This is a genomic window from Streptomyces paludis (assembly GCF_003344965.1).
GTDB classification, from domain to species: Bacteria; Actinomycetota; Actinomycetes; order Streptomycetales; family Streptomycetaceae; genus Streptomyces; species Streptomyces paludis.
On record NZ_CP031194.1, the window covers coordinates 7,189,989 to 7,208,600 of the forward strand.

Below are 18,612 nucleotides of genomic sequence, written 5' to 3' on the forward strand. Positions count from 1 at the left end.
GAGACGGCGGGAGACGGGTCGGGAGACGGGGAGAGGAGACGGGGAAGGACGGGGAAGGGGGACGGAGAACGGGTCCGCGCCCGGCATTCAGCCGTCCCACATCCGGACTCCTCCGTGCGGTCATGTCGAATCCAGCCGGTCACGGAAGAAACGAGGTGCCGGGCCGGCGTGTGAGCGGCGGACCCGGCGCACCGCCCGTCCCCACGGCACAGGAGTCCGTCATGTCCGTCATGCCTGCTCTCGCTCCCGCTCCCGTTCTCACGCCCGCTCCCGCCCCGGTCCGCGTGCCCGCGCCCGCCCCCGCCACGGCCGCAGCCGCTTCCGAGACGCGTTACGTCGTCTCCCTCGCCCGTACCGAGGACGACGTACGCGCCGCGCAGCGCCTGCGCCACCTCGTCTTCGCCGGGGAGATGGGCGCCCGGCTCGACGGTCCTGAGCCCGGTCTGGACGGCGACGCGTTCGACGCCTACTGCGACCACCTGCTGGTCCGCGAGGCGACCGGCGGCGAGGTCGTCGGCACCTACCGGCTGCTGCCGCCCGAGCGGGCCAGGGCCGCCGGACGGCTCTACTCCGACGGCGAGTTCGACCTCTCCCGGCTCGACCCGATCCGCTCCGACCTGGTCGAGGTCGGCCGCTCCTGCGTCCACCCCCACCACCGCACCGGCGGTGTGATCGCGCTGATCTGGGCCGGACTCGCCCGCTACATGACCACCAGCGGGCACGAGTGGCTGGCGGGCTGCTGCTCCGTGCCGCTCGCGGACGGCGGCGCGCTCGCCGCCGCCACCTGGAACACCGTCAAGGAGAAGCACCTCGCGCCCGAGGCGCAGTGGGTGACCCCGCACCGCCTCTGGACCCCGGGCCCCGAGGCCGTCGCGGCGGCCGCCGCCCCCACCGAGCTGCCCGCGCTGCTCCGCGGCTATCTGCGGCTCGGCGCCCGGGTCTGCGGCGCGCCCGCGCACGACCCCGAGTTCGGCGTGGCCGACCTCTACGTCCTGCTGTCGATGCGCCGCGTCAACCCCCGCTACCTGCGCCACTTCCTCTCGCTGGCCCCGGCGGCCCCGGCCGCGCCGGTGTCCGCCGCGCTCCCCGCGACCGCGGCATGACCGGCTGGCTGCCCACCGCGCCCTGCACCCCGGGCGGCTGCGCCGGCCACCCCGGCCCGGCCACCGGGCCGCCGGCCGCCGCCGTCCGGCTGGTGGCGGCGATCCTCCTCGTGGCGGCCGGGGCGCTGCTCACGCCCCTCCTCGCGCCGCTGCCCGCCGCGCTGCGGCACCGGCTGACCCGGCGCTGGGCCCGTACCGTACTGAGCGCCTTCGGTGTGCGCGTCACGGTACGGGCCGCCGGGCCGGCGGCCCCCGTGGAGCCCGGCACCGGGGCGCTCGTCGTCGCCAACCACATCTCGTGGCTGGACATCCCGCTGCTGGCCTGCGTGTTCCCCGGGCGGGTGCTCGCCAAGAGCGAGATACGGGGCTGGCCGGTCATCGGCGCGCTCGTGGCCCGGGGCGGCACGCTCTTCGTGGAGCGCGAGCGGCTGCGCGCGCTGCCCGGCACCGTACGCACCCTCGCGACCGCCCTCGGCGCGGGCTCGCACGTGGTGGTCTTCCCCGAGGGCTGCACCTGGTGCGGCCGGGACCAGGGCCCGTTCACCGGCGCCGTTTTCCAGGCGGCGCTGGACGCGGGCGCGCCCGTACAGCCCGTACGGATCGCCTACCGCGCGCCGGACGGCTCGCTCTCGGGCGCGCCCGCGTACGTCGGGGACGGCACCCTGCCCGCCTCGCTCTGGCGGGTGGCGGCGGCCGGCGGGCTCACGGCGGAGATCATGGTCCTGCCGCCGATCCCCGCCGGCCGCCACACCGACCGCCGTTCACTGGCTGGCGCCGCCCGGTCGGCCGTCGTCGTCCGGGGCGTCCGGGAGCCCGTCCGTACGGCCACGGCGGCGCCCGAGCCGCCCCTGGTTCACACCGCCGTCGCGAGCGACAGCGCGAACCGTCCCTCGCCGTCCGTCCACCAGTGCCTCAACTCCATCCCGGCGCAGCCCAGTTCCGTCCGTACCCGCTCCTGACGGAACTTCGCCGACACCTCCGTCCGTACCTCCTCACCCGCCGCGAAGTGCACCACCAGATCCAGTTCCGGGATCTTCACGGTCAGCGCCCGGCGCGCCCGCAGCCGCATCTCGATCCACTCCTCCTCCCGGTCCCAGCGGGCCACATGGCCGAAGTCGGCGGGGTCGAAGTCCGCCCCCAGCTCGCGGTTGATGACACTGAGCACGTTCTTGTTGAACGCGGCCGTCACCCCGGCCGTGTCGTCGTACGCCCTGACCAGCACGGACTCGTCCTTGACCAGATCCGTACCGAGAAGCAGCGCGTCCCCGGGCGCCAGCAGCGCCCGGACCGACGCCAGGAACACCGCGCGCTCCGGCGGGAGCAGATTGCCGATCGTGCCGCCGAGGAACGCGACCAGCCGGGGGCCCGGGGTGGCGGGCAGATCGAGCGCCGCGGTGAAATCGGCGAGCAGCGCGTGCACCCGCAGCCCGGGCCGCTCGGCGAGCAGCGCCCCGGCGGCACCGCGCAGCGCGCTCTCGCTCACATCGACCGGTACGTACAGCTCCAGACCGGTCAGTTCGTCCAGCAGATGACGGGTCTTGTCGGACGATCCCGACCCCAGCTCGATCAGGGTGCGTGCCCCGCTCGCCGCCGCGATCTCCGGGGAGCGCGTCAGCAGGATCTCCCGCTCGGCGCGGGTCGGGTAGTACTCGGGCAGTGCGGTGATCTCGTCGAACAGCTCGCTGCCCCGGGCGTCGTAGAACCACTTGGGAGGGAGCGTCTTCGGTCCGCGGGTCAGCCCCTGGAGCACATCGGCGCGCAGCGCGGCCTCCGTGGCGTGCTCGGGGAGGGTGCGGGTCAGCTGGAACGGGCTCACGCGGGGGGCTCCTTGAGAGGGGACAGCAGAACGTCACCGCCGGCCGCGACCAGCAGCGTGCGGTCGGGGACCTCGCGCCAGCGCGGGTCGTCGTCGTACGGCTCGGAGGCCGCCACCACCCCGCCGGGGGCGGCGGGGCCACCCGCGTCGGCCAGGTACCAGAGGGTGTCGCCCCAGGCGGTCGCGGCGATCCGTACGCCGTCGGTGAGCAGCAGATTGAGCCGGGCGGCGGGCGCGGCCCCGGCGACATCGAGGACGGTGTCGCCGAGCGCCTGGGCAAGCTCGTGCCCGGCGCGCAGCCGGTGCAGCAGCAGCGCCCAGATCAGCGCGGAATCGGTACGGGCCGCCAGCGCGAGCAGCTCCTCGGCAGGCAGCGCCGAGGCCAGCGGCGCGAGCGTGGCCGGCCAGTCGCCGACCGAGCCGTTGTGGCTGAACAGCCAGGGCCCGGCGGCGAACGGCGCCGCCGCGGCCTCCCCGTCGGCCCCCGGGAGCGTCGCGTCCCGTACCGCCGCGAGCAGGGTACGGCTGCGGACCACCCGCGCCAGATCCATGAACCCGAGGTCCGCCCAGATGGGACCGGGGCGCCGGTAGCGGGCGGGCACCGGATCGCCCTCCGCGTACCAGCCCACCCCGAAACCGTCCGCGTTGACCGTCCCGTACCGCTGCCGGCGTGGCGCCCACGACTGCCGGTACAGCGCGTGCGGCGGCGCGGTCAGCAGCTCCCCGAGCGCCACCGGCGGGCCGGTGTAGGCCAGCTGGCGGCACATCAGCCGGCCTTCTGGGGGAGGGCCGAGCGCGCGGTGCGGAAGCCGGCGAAGATCTGCCGGCGCACCGGCAGGTCCCAGTTGCGGAAGGTGCCCCGGCAGGCCACCGCGTCCACCGCGAACGAACCGCCGCGCAGCACCTTGTGCGCGCTGCCGAAGAACACCTCCGAGTACTCGCGGTACGGGAACGCCACAAAGCCCGGATACGGCAGGAAGTCGCTGGCCGTCCACTCCCAGACATCCCCGATCAGCTGCCGCACCCCGAGCGGCGAGGCGCCCCGCGGATAGCTGCCCGCGGGCGCCGGCCGCAGATGGCGCTGGCCGAGGTTGGCGTGGTCCGGGGTGGCGTCCGCGTCGCCCCACGGATGGCGCAGCGACCGGCCGGAGACGGGATCGTGCCGGGCGGCCTTCTCCCACTCCTCCTCGGTCGGCAGCCGCCGCCCGGCCCAGCGGGCGTACGCGTCGGCCTCGTACCAGCTCACATGGACCACCGGCTCGTCCGCCGGGACCGGCTCGACCGTACCGAAGCGGCGGCGCAGCCACTGCCCGCCCACGCGCCGCCAGAACAGCGGCGCGCCGATGGCGTGTTCCCGGATCTGCGCCCAGCCCTCGGGGGCCCACCAGCGCTCGTCGGTGTAGCCGCCGTCCTCGATGAAGTGCTGGTACGCGCCGTTGGTGACCGGCACGGTGTCGAGATGGAACGCCGGTACGAGCCGCTGGTGCGCCGGGCGTTCGTTGTCCAGCGCCCACGGCTCGGTGGAGGTGCCCATCGTGAAGGGCCCGGCCGGTACGAGCACCTCCGCCGGGAGCCCGGACGTGTCCCCGGCGGGCGGCGGGGGAGCGGTCAGCGCGGCCGGTCCGCGGCGCAGCTGGTGGGTGATGAGCATCGTCTCGTCGTGCTGCTGCTCGTGCTGGGCGATCATCCCGAAGGCGAACCCGGCGTCCAGCAGCGGTCCGCCGCGCAGCGGGCTGCGCTCGATGACGTCCAGCACCCGGCCGCGTACGTCGGCGGCGTAGGCGCGGGCCTCGGCCGGCGGCAGCAGCGGCAGCGTGGGCCGGGCCGCGCGCGGATGCTCGAACGCGTCGTAGACGGAGTCGATCTCGGGGCGTATCGGGTCACGGCCCGCGACGGCGCGCAGGAGCCACTGCTCCTCCTGGTTGCCGATATGGGCCAGGTCCCAGACGAGCGGGGACATCAGCGGGGAGTGCTGCGCGGTCAGTTCGTGGTCGTCGACGCAGGACGTCAGCAGGGCGGTACGGTCCCGGGCGGCCGTGAGACCGGCGACGGCGCGGTCGCGGAGCTGTTCGGTGGTGAGGTCCGAGGGATCGGAGGGACCCGAGGGATCCGAGAGATCGGCGAGGTCGGTCATGTGCGGAGGTCCTTCCCGGTGTTTCCGGTGCTGCTGGTGCTGCCGACGCTTCCGGTGATCCCGGTCGTCCCGCTCGCGGAGGTGCGCAGATCGTCCGCCGGACAGCGGCCCGGTACGACATAGCGTTCGGTGAACGCGGCGACCGCCTCCCGGACGGCCGGGCTCGCCCCGATCCGGGGCAGCGCCTCCCCGGCGGTCGCGAAGCAGGCGAGGGCGGCGGCATGCAGCTCCGGGTCGGCCAGCCCGTACCGCGCGGCGTTCGTCCAGAGCGGGTTCCCGGGGGCCGGCCCCTCGCCCGCCGTCTCGGCCAGCGCCTTGACCGTGCGGTAGACGGTCTCCGACGCCTCCGGGTCGTCGAACAGCGCCGTGGTGACCGCGAGCGGCACCAGCCAGCCGTCGTCGCCCGGCTGCGCGTCGATCATCCGCAGCTCCAGATGGCCACGCGGTCTGACCGGCGGGAACAGCGTCGTCAGGTGGTAGTCGAGATCGGCGCGCACCGGTGGCCTCGGCACCCCCGAGCGGATCCACTCCCGGAAGGTCAGCCCCTCCGGGACCGCCCATGGGCCCTCCGGCGCCCGGACGCACATCACCGGCGCGTCGAGGGCGTGCGCCGCCCAGGCGGCCCGCGGTTCGTACCGCGCGGCCGGCGCCGTCGTACGGGCCGGGTCCAGCTCCGCCCAGAGCGCCTGCCGGGTGGAGCGCCAGCCGGTCTGCGCCCCCTCCCGCATCGGGGAGTTCGCGAACGCGGCGACCAGGACCGCGCCCAGCAGATGGGCGAGCTGCCACCGCCGGCCGTAGCCGAGCGGCCCCGGCTCCTCGTGGCCCGCGTCCAGACAGACCTGGATGGAGGCGGTGGACCGCATCATGGTGCGCCCCGCCGCGCCGATCCGGTCGAGATAGGTCTCCATGGCGTCGTACCGGGGCTCGCGCAGCATGCGGTCCGGCAGCCCGTTCCAGGGGTCCCGCCCGATGCCCGCCAGCGCGAGTCCCGCCGTACGCAGCACGGGGCGTACGGCGTCCAGGTCGGCGGCGGTGGTGGTGACGCACTCCATCAGTGAGCCGGCAGGGGCCGAGCTGAGTTCCAGCTGACCGCCGGGCTCGAAGGTGAGGGCGGAGTTGAGCCGAAGGTGCCGCAGTCCCTCGTACGCCTCGCGGAGGCGGTGGGCCGGGACTGCTCTGTGCGGGTCGTACAGGTCGTGCACGAGCCATTCCAGTTCGACACCCACGGTGCGGGGCGGTCCCGTCTTGAAGCAGATGCCGCGCAGCAGATCCTCGGCGTCGTGCTCGCCGAGGGGGAGTCCCTCTTCGGTGAAACCGATCGATGGCATTGGCCGGATCCTCCTGTCGAAGACCGTGCCCGGACTCCGTCCCGCGGGTCGGGGACGGAGCGCTTCGTCCAACCTAAAGCCACTCTCGCCGCTTCGCACAAGAGTGCCCCCATGGTCACTGTTCCGGCAGAAATCCGGTTGCCCCGGAGGAGATCGTTCACTCAGGATTCGGCTTATGAGCGCGCGGCTGCGGGGGATTGCCAAACAGACCGAGTCCATCGTCCGAACGGGCGGTTACCGTGCCCCGGACGGCCATGATGTGCTGATCGGCGCGGCGGTGGACGCGGCGCTGGCGGGGACGCGGATGTACGGGCCCGGGCCGGTCGCCGTCCCGGAAGTCCCCGCTTCCTCCGGTACGGAGCGGGCCGCAGCGCGTGTCGAGGTCACCGGCGAGTCCAGCCTCGAAGCCGCCCGGCGGCTGACAGCGGCGGCCCCCGGGCCCGTGGCGGTCCTCAACTTCTCCTCGGCGCGCAACCCCGGCGGCGGCTATCTCAACGGGGCGCAGGCGCAGGAGGAGGCGCTGTGCCGGGCCTCCGCCCTGTACGTCACGCTGCTGCGCGCCCCCGGCTTCTACGCGCACCACCGCGCGGAGCGCAGCCCCTTCTACAGCGACCGCGTGATCCACTCGCCCGGTGTGCCGGTCTTCCGCGACGACCGGGGCCGGCTGCTCGACACGCCGTACGAGGTCGGCTTCCTCACCTCGGCCGCGCCGAACGCCGGAGTGATCGCGCGTCAGGCCCCCGACGACGTCCCGCGGATCCCGGCGGCGCTCGCCGCCCGCGCCGAACGGGTCCTGGAGACGGCGGCGGAGCGCGGCTACCGGCGGCTGGTCCTCGGGGCCTGGGGGTGCGGGGTCTTCATGAACGACCCGGCGGCGGTCGCGGGGGCGTTCCGGGGGCTGCTCACCGGCGAGGGGCGGTTCGCCCGGCGCTTCGACGAGGCGGTGTTCGCCGTACTGGACCGTACGGCGAACACCACGACGCTCGGCGCGTTCCGGCGGGTGCTGGGGCCCTTCGCGCCGGGCCCCTTTCCCGGCGGGCCCGGCGCGGTACCGGGCGGTCAGTTCCAGCCGTAGCGCTCCCGCAGCCGGTTCACGACCAGGTTGAAGCGGCCCCGGTCCAGCGCGCACGCCTCGCGGCGCATCCCTGCGTCGTGGAGGCGCAGCACCCGGTCGATGTCCACCCAGGACTCGCGGCCCTCGCGGTCCCAGGGCCCCACGCCGATCGGCACCCACTCGTGGTCCTCGTCGTGGCGCTTGCTGGAGAGCTGGACGGCGAGCACCGTCCCGGCCGTCTCACGGGCCACGACCAGCACCGGACGGTCCTTGCCGCGTCCGTCGTTCTCCTCGAACGGCACCCAGGTCCAGACGATTTCGCCCGGGTCGGGGTCGCCGTCGCGCTCCGGCGCGTACGAGGTGCGGACGGGGCCCACGTCACGGGGGTCGGCCTCGGTCGTCGCGCTCGGGCCCGTACGCCCGGGGAAGTCGGTCTCGCGGTCACGGTCACGGTCGCGCGCACTGTCACGGCTGCCGCTGCCGGCAGGGGAAAGGAAGGTCATCCGCGAAACGTTAGAACGCGTACGCCACGCCCCGGGCGCCGGGTCACCGTAAACCGCGGCCATCACCTCTCGGCGAACCGCGGCCATCACCCCCCGGCCACTGGCATCAGCCGCCGCTCCCCGGGTGAAAGCTCGGGGCCACTCGGCTAGCGTCGAACGTATGACTACCGTTCCGCGGCGTTTCGAGATCCTGCTGGTCGCCGCGTTCACCGAGGGCGACGGCGCCCCGCCCGCCCCGGCGACCGCCCTGCGCTCCGCCGTCGTCGAGGCGACGGGCGACACCGGCGCCTCCGGCTACCCGCGGTACGCGGGCGAGGGGATGGAGGCGGACATCGACCCCGAGACCCTGACGGTCGAAGCGCTGCTGGTCGACGGCGCGGAGATCGACTACGGCCTGTCGGTCCGTGTCGCCGCCGCGCCCGCCGACTGAGGCCGTCCCGGCCGGCGGCGGCGCCGACCGCCCCCGGACCGCCCCCCCGGACCGCCCCCGGAACGCCTCACCCTCCGCGGTGACCTACTCGGAGGCGCCCTCGGCGGCCTGCGCCTGCGCCACCGACTTCCGCACCTCGTCCATGTCCAGCGCGCGCGCCTGGCCGATCACATCCTCCAGGGCCGCCTCCGGCAGCGCTCCCGGCTGCGCGAACACCGCGACGTTGTCCCGGACGATCATCAGCGTCGGGATCGAGCGGATCTCGAACGCGGCGGCCAGCTCCTGCTGCGCCTCCGTGTCCACCTTCGCGAAGACGAGATCGCCGTGCCGCTCCGACGCCTTCTCGTAGACGGGGGCGAACTGGCGGCACGGACCGCACCACGAGGCCCAGAAATCGATCAGCACGAAGTCGTTCTCCGACACCGTCCGGTCGAAGTTCTCCTTGGTGAGTTCCACAGTCGCCATGACCCGCTACCTCTTCTTCCTGTTCCTGCCCGCCGCTCGCCGGGGAGACCGCCTGCGACAACGGTCCGTCCCCGCCGCCTATTCCCCCGCGTCTGCCCGAAGATCATGTAGCCATGCGCGGACGGGCCCACCAGACTGGGCCCATGACGGTAGCCACGGAATCCATCGCGTACGACGTCGTGGTTCTGGGCGCGGGACCGGTCGGCGAGAACGTCGCCGACCGCGTCCGGGCGGCCGGGCTGAGCGCGGCGGTCGTCGAGAGCGAACTGATCGGCGGCGAGTGCTCGTACTGGGCCTGCATGCCCAGCAAGGCGCTGCTGCGCCCGGTGATCGCCCGGGCCGAGGCACGCGGGGTGCCGGGGCTGAGCGGGGCCGTCCAGGGGCCGCTCGACACCCGGGCCGTACTCGCCCGCCGCGACGCCTTCACCTCGCACTGGAAGGACGACGGCCAGGTCGCCTGGCTCGACGGCATCGGCGCCCGTATCCACCGGGGACACGGGCGGCTGGACGGTACGAAGCGGGTCACCGTCACCGGACCCGACGGCGGGCGGCTGATCCTGACGGCCCGTCACGCCGTCGCCGTGTGCACCGGCAGCAGGGCCGTCCTGCCGGACCTCCCGGGGATCGCCACCGCCGCGCCGTGGACCAGCCGCGAGGCGACCAGCGCGCAGCGGGTGCCCGCGCGGCTGGCGGTCGTCGGCGGGGGAGTGGTCGGTGTGGAGATGGCCACGGCGTGGCGCGCGCTCGGCGCCGAGGTCACCCTGCTGGTACGGGGCGACGGGCTGCTCCCCCGGATGGAGCCCTTCGCCGGCGAGCTGGTCGCCCGGGCCCTGACGGAGGCCGGCGCCACGGTCCGTACGGGCGTGTCCGTCACCGACGTACGGCGCGACGGCTCCACCGGTCCGGTGACCGTCGTCCTGGGGGACGGCGGGAGCGTCGAGGCGGACGAGGTGCTCTTCGCGACGGGCCGCGCGCCGCGCACGGACGACCTCGGGCTCGACACCGTCGGGCTGGCGCCGGGCTCCTGGCTCACGGTCGACGACAGCTGCCGTGTCGAGGGCAGCGACTGGCTCTACGCGGTCGGGGACGTCAACCACCGCGCCCTGCTGACCCACCAGGGCAAGTACCAGGCCCGTATCGCGGGCGCCGCGATCGCCGCGCGGGCGGGCGCGGCGCGTAACGGCCACGCGGGGACCGGCGCCGGGGCGGTGCCCGGATCCGGCGCCGGGGCCGGTCCGTGGGGCGTCCACGCGGCGACGGCGGACCACCGGGCGGTCACCCAGGTCGTCTTCACCGAACCGGAGATCGCCTCAGTCGGCCTCACCCTCGCCGAGGCCGAGGCGGCGGGCCACCGGGTCCGGGCCGTCGACTACGACCTGTCCGGCGTCGCGGGTGCCGCGCTCTACGCCGACGGCTACCGGGGCTTCGCGCGGATGATCGTCGACCTGGACCGCGAGACGCTCCTCGGCGTCACCTTCGCGGGTCCCGCCGTGGGCGAGATGCTTCACTCGGCGACCGTCGCGGTCGTCGGGGAGGTCCCGATCGGCCGCCTCTGGCACGCCGTTCCCGCGTATCCGACGATCAGCGAGGTGTGGCTGCGGCTGCTGGAGACGTACCGGGACGGTACGGGTCCGTCCTGAGCCGTCCTCGCCGGAACGGGCCGCCCCGCCGGGCCGCATGGGTCCGGCGGGGCGGCCGTCACGCCGCGGCTGTCAGCTGTCGGAGCGGAACGCCCCGTGGACCCGCAAGTTGCCCACGATCTGTGTGCTGTCGTCGTTGATGTGCATGAGCCACTTCTCTCCGTTGCGGACGGAGAGCAGCGCGTTGGCGTTCACCTTCCCCGTGAACAGCGAATCCCCGTGGATCCGGAGCTTGGTCGTGATCGCCACCAGGTCGTCGTTGACATGCATGAGCCAGTTGCCGTTGTTGCGGACGGAGAGCAGTGCGTTGGCGTTGACCCTCCCGGTGAACACGGACTCGCCGCCGACGTCGAGGTCACCGCCGAGGAAGGCTTTGCCCGCGGTGTGCAGTTCGCCTCCGGCGTCGAGCTTGCCGTTGACGGTGAGGTCATCACCGATGACGGTCCTTCCGGCGGACAGCAGTCCGCCCAGGACATCGGCCCGGCCGTTGACGGCGAGGTCACCACCGACGGTGGCCTTCCGGGCGACCAGCAGTTCTCCGATATCGAGCCTGCCGTCGACGGTGAGATCGCCCCCTACGGAGGCGCTTTGAGCGACGTGCAGTTCGCCTTGGGTGTCGACTTTGCCGCCGATGGAGAGGGCGCCGTCCACGACGGCGTTCTGGGCGGCGCGTAGTTCGCCTCCGGCGTTGATGCGGCCGTTGACGGCGAGGTCGCCCGCGACGGTGGCGTTTTGGGCGGCGTGCAGTTCGCCGCCGGTGTCGTTGCGGCCGTTGACGGCGAAGTCGCCGCCGACGGCGAGGTTTCCCGCGACGGTCGCGCTTTGAGCGATGTGCAGTTCGCCTCCGGCGTCGACCCTGCCGCCGACGGCGAGGTCGCCCGCGACGGTGGCGCCTTGAGCGGCGTGCAGTTCGCCTTGGGCGTTGACCCTGCCGTCGACACTGAGGTCGCCCCCTACGGTGGCGCCCTGCGCGACGCGCAGTTCGCTTCGGGCGTCGACCTTGCCGCCGACGGACAGTGTGCCGTCGACGACCGCGTTCTGGGCGGCGTGCAGCTCGCCGCCGGCGTCCACCTTGCCCTTCACGGTGAGGGGGCCGTCGACCGCCGCGTCCTTGACGACGTGCAGCTGGTCCAGTTCCGCCTTCTGGGCCGAGAGGGTGCCCCGCGCGTTGTTCGCTTTGCGGATCTCCGCCCCCTGCGTACGGAAGAAGATCTGCCCCTTGGTCGTCGTGCCCTGGACCCACGGGGTGTTCACCCCGGCGGTGGCGGTGACATGGATGAACTCGGGGCTGCTCAGCTGGACGCTGGTGGTGAGGTGGTACGGCGGGTGCTGCGCGTCCCGGGGCGTGGCGATCAGGGTGTAGGTCGCGGCCAGCTTCGGCTTGCGGTCCGCCTTCGGGGACCATGTCCAGCCGGAGCCGCCGCTCCTCGGCGGGACGGACTCAATGGTGCCGTCCGGATACTGGATGTCGTAGTCCAGGGTGTCGGGACCGTCCCACAGCAGGACGACCTTCTCGCCCGCGGCGAGAAGAGACTTCTCCGGGCGGAAGTTGCGCGGCACCCGGGGCGCGCGCTTCAGCAGGCTCACGGTGGCGGGCGAGTTCCTGACCCTCCCCTTCGTCGGTTTCGAGACCTCCTCCGTCGCTTTGAGCAGGACCGCCCCCGGTGTGCTGGAGACCGGGAAGCCTTCCAGCACCAGGATCAGGGAACCGCCCTTCTTGAAGTGCGCCAGTCCTCCGGTCGACACCGTGAGGACACCCGTGGTGTCGTCCCACGAGGGCGTCGGTGTCTCTCCGGACTCCGTCGCGTTGTTCTGTTCGACCCGTACGTCGACCGCCGACGGGACGGCCGTCAGCGCACCGGTCCCGTTCCCGAGGGGCACCTGGACCTCGATGGAGTACCAGAACACCTGGCGTTCGGTCGGATTGGAGACGACGAGGCAGACCGTCCCCAGGATCACCCCGTCCACCGAGGACACCTCCAGCGGGGCGGGATCGGTGAGAACGTCATACGCAAGAGAAGCCAACGTTGGAACCCCCTGTTTCGGCCTGGGGCGCTCGCCCCCCACGGGCGCAGTCCCCGACGCCACAGCGCTGTCCCGCCGGATAGCACCAAAACCCCCATTCGCCATGACCGGCGCGAACCAGTTCCGAACTGTCCGAAACGGGGACCAATGTTGACATGGTTGGCTCAACAAGCCTTGTTACGCACGAGTATTGACTACCCGTCAGTAGGTGGCTCAGTGTTGTGTCCATGGCGAAAACATGGGCGGAGAGCCGGCCGGGGCATGGCGCGGGCCGGGTGCAGGGGCGCGGGGCGGCGCCCCGGGCGGGCGCGGTATCCGGTACGCGGCGCAGAGGCGTGCTCCTCGGCGCCGCGCTCGTCCTGCTCGCGGCGGGCGCGGTCGGCGGACCGCCGGCCGTCGCGGCGGACAGCGCCACCGCTGCCGCACCGCTCTGGTTCGACGGGGTGACGGCCGATCAGGTGTCCGTCTCCGGCACGCGGTTCGCCGACGGCCACGGCCGCGAGGTCGTACTGCGCGGCTTCAACGTCTCCGGCGAGACCAAACTGGAGGAGTACGGCGGCCTGCCCTTCGCCAGTACGGCCGACGCCCGCGCCTCCGCCGCCGCGCTGCGCTCGCTCACCGGCGGGAACGCCGTCCGCTTCCTGCTGTCCTGGGCCTACGCCGAGCCCCGGCCCGGCCAGGTCGACACCGCCTATCTGGACCGGGCCACCGACCAGATCAAGGCGCTCCTCGATGCCGGGCTGCGGGTGTTCCCCGACTTCCACCAGGACCTCCACTCCCGCTACCTCTTCCACAAGGACAGCTGGTACACGGGTGACGGCGCGCCCCGCTGGGCCGTCGAGGCGGGCGGCTACCCCGTCGAGAACTGCGGAGTCTGCATCCTGTGGGGCCAGAACATCACCCAGAACCAGGCCGTCAAGAACGCCACCCGCGACTTCTGGAACAACCGCGTCCTCACTGTCCCCACCGCCTCCGGGACCCGCTCCGTACCCATCCAGGACGCCTTCCTCGACACCGCGCAGAAGACGATGGCCCATCTCGCCGCGAAACTCACCCCCGCCGAGTTCGCCGGGGTCGTCGGCTTCGACCCGTACAACGAGCCGTACGCGGGTGAGTACGCCTCCGGGCAGACCAGCCGTATGTGGGAACGGGACCGGCTCTGGCCGTTCTACGAGAAGTTCCGCGCCCGGATGGACGCGGCCGGCTGGCGCGACAAGCCCGTCTTCGTCGAACCCAACATGTTCTGGAACGCCAATCTGGACTTCGCCCGGCACGAGGGCGGGCTGCTCGACGCGGGGGCGATCGGCCGCCGCTACGTCTTCAACACGCACTTCTACGACCAGAAGGCCATCTCCGGCGTCTTCATGTGGGGCAAGGCCAACGACGGCCAGTACTCCACCGACTTCGGGACGGTCCGCGACCGCTCCACGGCGCTCAACACGGCCGCGATCGTCAGTGAGTTCGGCCATCCGCTGACCGGCTACACCTCGGACAAGGCCCCGACCGTCAACAAGGCGATGTACCAGGCGCTCGACTCCCGTGTCCCGGGCGCGCGCTGGTGGAGCGCGCCCACCGGGTCCGGGCCCGTGCTCTCGTCCACCCAGTGGCAGTGGGACATCTACAGCGGCCGCCACCGCGAGGCGATGAACGGCAATCCCAACAAGATCCTGACCGAGGGCGACGCCTGGAACGACGAGGACCTGTCCGCCGTCGCCCTCGACTCCTCGGGCCGCGCCGTGCTGCGCCAGGACGCCCGGCTGCTCGACCGGCTCTACCCGGGCGCGGTGGCCGGCCGTACCCTCGCGTTCAGCTACGAGGACCGCTCCCGCGACGGGAACACCATCCTCACCTGGAACAAGATCCCCGACTCGATGCCCAACACGGCCCGGCTGGTGGGCAGCGGCCGGTACGGCATGCTGGTCTGGCGCTCGGAGGGCGCCACCCGGGCCCCGACACAGCTGCATCTGCCGGCGGGCTTCACGGCCGCCGCGACCACGGTCGTCTCCGACCTCGGTACGGTCACCGGTCCGCCCGAGTACACCGCCCGGGACCGGATCGCCGACCACCCCATCGCCTCGGCCGCCGAGACCGGCACCAGCGACGCGCGGCGGCTCCTGCTCTCGGCCCCGGCGGCGGCCGACACCGCCGGCACGCTCCACTACGCCCTGGTGGCCGACGGGACCGCCGCCCCGAGCGCGGAACTCCGGGCGGCGGCGCAGCGCGAACTGACCGCGTGGGCGGCGGGCGCGGGCTTCGGCCCGGCATCGTAATCCTCCCCGTCACCTGTCGCCACGCTCCCCGGCGCCCTGTCACCCGTCACCGGGTGCCGGGGCGCCGGACCTGTCCGAGCCGGCGCAGCAGGGTCGGAAGGTGGCTGTGCTCCACGTCCTTCACCGCCGTGACCAGGGTGACCGGCCGCTCACCGGCGGCGGCGAGGGAGAGCAGGGCCTCCACCACGGGCCGGTGCCCCGGGTCGTCGAGTTCCTTCCGGTAGCGGGCCGCGAACTCCTCGTACCGCGAGGTGTCCCGGTGGTACCAGGAGCGCAGCTCCGCCGACGGCGCGACATCCTTGAACCAGTCGTCGACAGCGGCGCGTTCCCTGGAGATACCCCGGGGCCAGAGCCGGTCCACCAGGACCCGAGGGCCGTCCCGGTCCGCCGGATCCGCGTCGTCGTACACCCGCCGTACCCGGAATACGTCCTCCACGGCAGCCGCTCCTTCCCTTCGCGCGCCCCCTTGTCCGTTCAGCCTCGGCCGGACATCCCCGTGGCGCAAGGCGGCCGGGTTTCCGGGGTGTTTTCGCGCCGAGGTCTTGACGCGGGGGAAAAGTCCCGCCTAGTTTCACCTCCGAGACATCAGACGTCTGATGTCTCGGACTACGCAAGGAGGCCGACAGCAATGCCGCTGTCCGACGAGATCGCCGAACGTCTGCTGTCCTCGATCATCGACGGCCAGTACCCGCCCGGCACCGCGCTTCCCGCCGAAGGCGTGCTGGCCGACGAGCACGCGGTCAGCCGGCTCACGGTCCGCGAGGCGGTCAAGGTGCTGCGGTCCCAGAACGTGGTCCGGATCCAGCGGGGACGCGGTACGTACGTCAACGCCCCCGACCAGTGGACCGCGCTCGAACCGATGATCCGCGCCGCCGCCGGGGCGCCCGCGGCCGGGGCGGTCGCCGAGAAGCTGATCGAGGCACGCCAGCTGATCGAGGTCGGCGCCGCCCGGCTCGCCGCGACCCGGCGGACCGACGGCGATCTCGCCGAACTGGCCGAAACGCTCGACGAGATGAGGGCGGCGGCCGAGGCCGGGGACACCGAGCAGTTCGTCCAGGCCGACATCGCGTTCCACGAGGTGGTGATGCGGTCCTCCGGCAACGCCTTCGTCCCGCTGCTCTTCGAGCCCTTCGGGCGGCTGCTGGTCGAGGGGCGCCGGCAGACCTCGGCCGTACCCCAGATCCGCACGAACGCGATCGGGCACCACGAGGCCGTGCTGGAGGCCCTGCGCTCCGGCGATCCGGAGCGGGCCAGGATCGCCATGGACGACCACATGACACAGACCGCGGACGATCTGCGGACCCACGTCATCGACAAGCCCGCCTGACCGACCGACCGCACCCGCACACCCGCCCCCCCACCCGCACACACCGGGACCCGGCCCCGGGCCACCGGCACGCGCCGCCCCGCCCCGCGACGCCCCGTGCCGGTCCGGCGCGCGCTCCCGCGCCCCCGAGCCGGAGCCCGCCCGGCCGACGCACATCCGGCCGACGCCTGCCCCACGCCACACGAAAGCAGAGCCGCACATGCTCCACACCCCTGTCTTCCCCGACGAGGCCGCGCTGCCCCCGGTCCGCGAGGTCGCCCCCGCCGAGGTGGCCGCCGCCCTCGCCGGAGGGCGCCGGCTGGTCGTCCTCGACGACGATCCGACCGGCACCCAGACCGTCGCCGACATCCCGGTCCTCACCACCTGGACGGTCGACGATCTGCGATGGGCCCTGCGCCAGGACAGCAGCGCGTTCTTCGTCCTCACCAACACCCGCAGCCTCGCCCCCGACGACGCCGCCGCCCGCAACCGCGAGATCGTCCGGGCGCTGACCGAGGCGTCGGCCGCCGAGCACACCGGATTCGTGCTCGCCAGCCGCGGTGACTCCACCCTGCGCGGCCACTACCCGCTGGAGACGGACGTCCTCGCCGAGGAGACACCGGTGGACGGCGTCGTCGTCGTACCGGCGTACATCGAGGCCGGGCGGCTCACGGCCGGATCGGTGCACTGGATGCGCACGGACACGGGCATGCTGCCCGTCGCCGAGAGCGAGTTCGCGAAGGACGCCACCTTCGGCTACTCCCACTCCGGCCTCCCCGAGTGGATCGAGGAGAAGACCGGCGGCCGGATCCCCGCCGGGGACGTGCTCCGCGTCACGCTGGACGACCTCCGGCTGCGCGGCCCCGAGCATGTCGCCACCCTGCTGGCCTCGCTGCGCGCCGGCCGGCCCGCCGTGGTCGACGCGCTGTGCGACGACGACCTGCGCGTCCTGGCCCTCGCCTGCGCCACCGCCGAGAAGTCCGGCACCCGGCTGCTGTACCGGGTCGGCCCCTCCTTCGTACGGGCCAGGGCCGGCCAGGGCGCCCGGGCACCGCTGACCCCGGAGCGGATCCGCGCCGTCCGGCGCGAGCCGGCGGCACCGGCCGCCCCCGCGGCGCACGGACTGATCGTCGTGGGCTCCCATGTCGGCCTGACCACGCGGCAGCTGGACCGGCTGCGGCTGCGCGGCGGACTCGCCGAGTTCGAACTCGACGTACCGGCGCTGCTGGACGGCGAGCGGCGCGCCGCCCACATCGCCGAGGTGGTACGCGCCTGCGCCGGGGCGCTCGGCTCCGCCGAGGTGGTCCTGCGGACCACCCGCGCGGTGGTCACCGGCGCGAGCGCGGACGACTCCCTCGCCCTCGCGCGCTCCGTGTCCGCCGCCGTGGTGGAGACCGTCCGCGCGCTCGTCGCCGAGCGGCGTCCCGCCTTCGTCCTCGCCAAGGGCGGTATCACCTCCAGCGATGTGGCGACCGAAGGGCTGGAGATCCGCCGCGCCGTGGCACGCGGCACCCTGCTGCCCGGCATCGTCTCACTGTGGGAGCCGGTGTCGGGCCCCGCCGAGGGCATCCCGTACATCGTGTTCGCCGGGAACGTCGGCGGCGAGGAAGCCCTCGCCGACGCCGTCGACCTGCTCAGGAGCCGATGATGCTGCTCCACGGAACCGACGCCCTGACCGCCGCCGCCCGCGAGTCCACCGCGATACCCGGCTTCGTCGCCTACAACCTCGAAACCGTCCAGGCCGTCGTGGCGGCGGCCGAGACCTCCGGCCGGCCCGTGCTGCTCCAGGCGGGGTCGAGCGCCTTCAAGCACGCGGGCCGCGAGGCCCTGATGGCCCTCGCGCTGGACACCGCGCGCCGCTCCACCGCCCGGATCGGTGTCCATCTGGACCACAGCCGGGACCTGGCGGAGATCGCCGCCTGTATCGACGCGGGCTACACCTCGGTCATGATCGACGGCTCGCATCTGCCGTTCGCCCAGAACGTGGCGCTCACCCGCACGGCGGTGGCGATGGCCCATGAGGCGGGCGTCTGGGCCGAGGCCGAACTCGGCGCCCTCGCGGGCGACGAGGACGTGTCCACCGGTGCGACGGCGGCCGGCGGTTCGATGACCGACCCGGACCAGGCCGCCGAGTTCACCGCCGCGACCGGGATCGACGCCCTCGCCGTCGCGGTCGGCAATGTGCACGGCTTCACCGCCGAACCCGTCCGTCTCGACCTCGACCGCCTCGCCGCCATCCGCGACGCGGTCCCCGTCCCCCTCGTCCTGCACGGCGCGAGCGGCCTCCCCGAGGAACAGCTCCTGGGCGCGCTGCGGCGCGGCGTCGCGAAGGTCAACGTCAACGCCGAACTGCGGCGCGCCTATCTGACGGCCGTCGAATCCGCCCTGCCGTCGGCGCTGCCCGGCTCCGACACCGTCGCCACCTGGGCCGCCGCCCGCGACGCGGTCACGGCGGCGGCACTGCGCATCACCGAGCGGCTCGCCACCGCGGCCCGTCCCGTCTGAGCCGGCCGACGCCCCGCGCGTACACCGCCCGCG

17 protein-coding genes are annotated in these 18,612 nt (G+C 73.6%); 9 read left to right on the forward strand and 8 right to left on the reverse strand.

Annotated features, from left to right (window positions below):
- Window positions 1-230 precede the first annotated feature (230 nt).
- Both DVK44_RS31760 and DVK44_RS31765 read left to right on the forward strand, forming a co-directional pair.
- Complete coding sequence (locus DVK44_RS31760) at window positions 231-1,103, forward strand: GNAT family N-acetyltransferase (RefSeq protein WP_228447707.1); 873 nt, start codon at window positions 231-233, stop codon at window positions 1,101-1,103.
- Window positions 1,100-2,062, forward strand: coding sequence for a lysophospholipid acyltransferase family protein (locus DVK44_RS31765; RefSeq protein ID WP_114664072.1), 963 nt, complete (start codon window positions 1,100-1,102; stop codon window positions 2,060-2,062). Before DVK44_RS31760 ends, DVK44_RS31765 begins: the two co-directional genes overlap by 4 nt.
- On the opposite strand, the gene egtD is transcribed toward DVK44_RS31765, so the two are convergent.
- Genes egtD through egtA form a run of 4 tightly spaced genes read right to left on the reverse strand, consistent with a single transcriptional unit; the run spans window position 1,957 to window position 6,381 of the window.
- The gene (gene egtD / locus DVK44_RS31770; RefSeq protein ID WP_114664073.1) at window positions 1,957-2,919 is read right to left on the reverse strand and encodes an L-histidine N(alpha)-methyltransferase; all 963 of its coding nucleotides are present in this window, start codon (window positions 2,917-2,919) and stop codon (window positions 1,957-1,959) included. The genes DVK44_RS31765 and egtD overlap by 106 nt on opposite strands.
- A complete protein-coding gene (gene egtC / locus DVK44_RS31775; RefSeq protein ID WP_114664074.1) occupies window positions 2,916-3,686 on the reverse strand; it encodes an ergothioneine biosynthesis protein EgtC in 771 nt (256 codons plus the stop codon). Before egtC ends, egtD begins: the two co-directional genes overlap by 4 nt.
- The gene (egtB, locus tag DVK44_RS31780) at window positions 3,686-5,053 is read right to left on the reverse strand and encodes an ergothioneine biosynthesis protein EgtB (protein ID WP_114664075.1); all 1,368 of its coding nucleotides are present in this window, start codon (window positions 5,051-5,053) and stop codon (window positions 3,686-3,688) included. Before egtB ends, egtC begins: the two co-directional genes overlap by 1 nt.
- On the reverse strand, window positions 5,050-6,381 hold the full coding sequence (egtA, locus tag DVK44_RS31785; RefSeq protein WP_114664076.1) for an ergothioneine biosynthesis glutamate--cysteine ligase EgtA: 1,332 nt from the start codon (window positions 6,379-6,381) through the stop codon (window positions 5,050-5,052). Before egtA ends, egtB begins: the two co-directional genes overlap by 4 nt.
- 175 nt (window positions 6,382-6,556) lie before the next feature.
- Between egtA and DVK44_RS31790 the strand changes: the two genes are divergently transcribed.
- Entirely contained in the window at window positions 6,557-7,456 is a 900-nt protein-coding gene (locus tag DVK44_RS31790) for a TIGR02452 family protein (RefSeq protein ID WP_114664077.1), read from the forward strand.
- On the opposite strand, the gene DVK44_RS31795 is transcribed toward DVK44_RS31790, so the two are convergent.
- Complete coding sequence (locus DVK44_RS31795; protein ID WP_114664078.1) at window positions 7,441-7,938, reverse strand: type II toxin-antitoxin system PemK/MazF family toxin; 498 nt, start codon at window positions 7,936-7,938, stop codon at window positions 7,441-7,443. The genes DVK44_RS31790 and DVK44_RS31795 overlap by 16 nt on opposite strands.
- A gap of 160 nt (window positions 7,939-8,098) precedes the next feature.
- Here DVK44_RS31795 and DVK44_RS31800 point away from each other — a divergent pair, with 160 nt between their 5' ends.
- Window positions 8,099-8,368 carry a hypothetical protein gene (locus DVK44_RS31800; RefSeq protein WP_114664079.1) on the forward strand — a complete coding sequence of 90 codons (270 nt, stop codon included), beginning with the start codon at window positions 8,099-8,101 and terminating at the stop codon, window positions 8,366-8,368.
- A gap of 84 nt (window positions 8,369-8,452) precedes the next feature.
- Here the strand turns inward: DVK44_RS31800 and trxA are convergent, their stop codons facing one another.
- The gene (gene trxA / locus DVK44_RS31805) at window positions 8,453-8,833 is read right to left on the reverse strand and encodes a thioredoxin (RefSeq protein WP_114664080.1); all 381 of its coding nucleotides are present in this window, start codon (window positions 8,831-8,833) and stop codon (window positions 8,453-8,455) included.
- 143 nt (window positions 8,834-8,976) lie between these two features.
- Between trxA and DVK44_RS31810 the strand changes: the two genes are divergently transcribed.
- Entirely contained in the window at window positions 8,977-10,473 is a 1,497-nt protein-coding gene (locus tag DVK44_RS31810; protein WP_114664081.1) for a dihydrolipoyl dehydrogenase family protein, read from the forward strand.
- Window positions 10,474-10,545: 72 nt separating this feature from the next.
- On the opposite strand, the gene DVK44_RS31815 is transcribed toward DVK44_RS31810, so the two are convergent.
- Window positions 10,546-12,498 carry a polymer-forming cytoskeletal protein gene (locus DVK44_RS31815; RefSeq protein WP_162794148.1) on the reverse strand — a complete coding sequence of 651 codons (1,953 nt, stop codon included), beginning with the start codon at window positions 12,496-12,498 and terminating at the stop codon, window positions 10,546-10,548.
- A 227-nt stretch (window positions 12,499-12,725) separates the two neighbouring features.
- Here DVK44_RS31815 and DVK44_RS31820 point away from each other — a divergent pair, with 227 nt between their 5' ends.
- Entirely contained in the window at window positions 12,726-14,768 is a 2,043-nt protein-coding gene (locus DVK44_RS31820) for a cellulase family glycosylhydrolase (protein ID WP_114665569.1), read from the forward strand.
- A gap of 46 nt (window positions 14,769-14,814) precedes the next feature.
- Here DVK44_RS31820 and DVK44_RS31825 read toward each other — a convergent pair whose 3' ends face one another.
- Complete coding sequence (locus DVK44_RS31825; RefSeq protein ID WP_114664083.1) at window positions 14,815-15,204, reverse strand: DUF488 domain-containing protein; 390 nt, start codon at window positions 15,202-15,204, stop codon at window positions 14,815-14,817.
- A 192-nt stretch (window positions 15,205-15,396) separates the two neighbouring features.
- Here DVK44_RS31825 and DVK44_RS31830 point away from each other — a divergent pair, with 192 nt between their 5' ends.
- From DVK44_RS31830 to DVK44_RS31840, 3 genes are all read left to right on the forward strand, one after another.
- A complete protein-coding gene (locus tag DVK44_RS31830) occupies window positions 15,397-16,095 on the forward strand; it encodes a FadR/GntR family transcriptional regulator (protein WP_114664084.1) in 699 nt (232 codons plus the stop codon).
- A 199-nt stretch (window positions 16,096-16,294) separates the two neighbouring features.
- Window positions 16,295-17,722: a four-carbon acid sugar kinase family protein gene (locus DVK44_RS31835; protein ID WP_114664085.1), complete on the forward strand. Its 1,428-nt coding sequence runs from the start codon at window positions 16,295-16,297 to the stop codon at window positions 17,720-17,722.
- Window positions 17,722-18,579: a class II fructose-bisphosphate aldolase gene (locus tag DVK44_RS31840; protein ID WP_114664086.1), complete on the forward strand. Its 858-nt coding sequence runs from the start codon at window positions 17,722-17,724 to the stop codon at window positions 18,577-18,579. The genes DVK44_RS31835 and DVK44_RS31840 overlap by 1 nt, the downstream gene beginning before the upstream one ends.
- The last annotated feature ends 33 nt before the right edge of the window (window positions 18,580-18,612 follow it).

Bases quoted from the DNA above. Each gene is read 5' to 3' on its own strand.
- DVK44_RS31800 (WP_114664079.1), top strand. From the start codon at position 8,099: ATGACTACCGTTCCGCGGCGTTTCGAGATCCTGCTGGTCGCCGCGTTC.
- DVK44_RS31810 (WP_114664081.1), top strand. From the start codon at position 8,977: ATGACGGTAGCCACGGAATCCATCGCGTACGACGTCGTGGTTCTGGGC.
- egtC (WP_114664074.1), bottom strand. From the start codon at position 3,686: ATGTGCCGCCAGCTGGCCTACACCGGCCCGCCGGTGGCGCTCGGGGAG.
- DVK44_RS31830 (WP_114664084.1), top strand. From the start codon at position 15,397: ATGCCGCTGTCCGACGAGATCGCCGAACGTCTGCTGTCCTCGATCATC.
- DVK44_RS31820 (WP_114665569.1), top strand. From the start codon at position 12,726: ATGGCGAAAACATGGGCGGAGAGCCGGCCGGGGCATGGCGCGGGCCGG.
- DVK44_RS31760 (WP_228447707.1), top strand. From the start codon at position 231: ATGCCTGCTCTCGCTCCCGCTCCCGTTCTCACGCCCGCTCCCGCCCCG.
- DVK44_RS31790 (WP_114664077.1), top strand. From the start codon at position 6,557: ATGAGCGCGCGGCTGCGGGGGATTGCCAAACAGACCGAGTCCATCGTC.
- DVK44_RS31795 (WP_114664078.1), bottom strand. From the start codon at position 7,938: ATGACCTTCCTTTCCCCTGCCGGCAGCGGCAGCCGTGACAGTGCGCGC.
- trxA (WP_114664080.1), bottom strand. From the start codon at position 8,833: ATGGCGACTGTGGAACTCACCAAGGAGAACTTCGACCGGACGGTGTCG.
- egtA (WP_114664076.1), bottom strand. From the start codon at position 6,381: ATGCCATCGATCGGTTTCACCGAAGAGGGACTCCCCCTCGGCGAGCAC.
- DVK44_RS31765 (WP_114664072.1), top strand. From the start codon at position 1,100: ATGACCGGCTGGCTGCCCACCGCGCCCTGCACCCCGGGCGGCTGCGCC.
- DVK44_RS31840 (WP_114664086.1), top strand. From the start codon at position 17,722: ATGCTGCTCCACGGAACCGACGCCCTGACCGCCGCCGCCCGCGAGTCC.
- egtB (WP_114664075.1), bottom strand. From the start codon at position 5,053: ATGACCGACCTCGCCGATCTCTCGGATCCCTCGGGTCCCTCCGATCCC.
- DVK44_RS31835 (WP_114664085.1), top strand. From the start codon at position 16,295: ATGCTCCACACCCCTGTCTTCCCCGACGAGGCCGCGCTGCCCCCGGTC.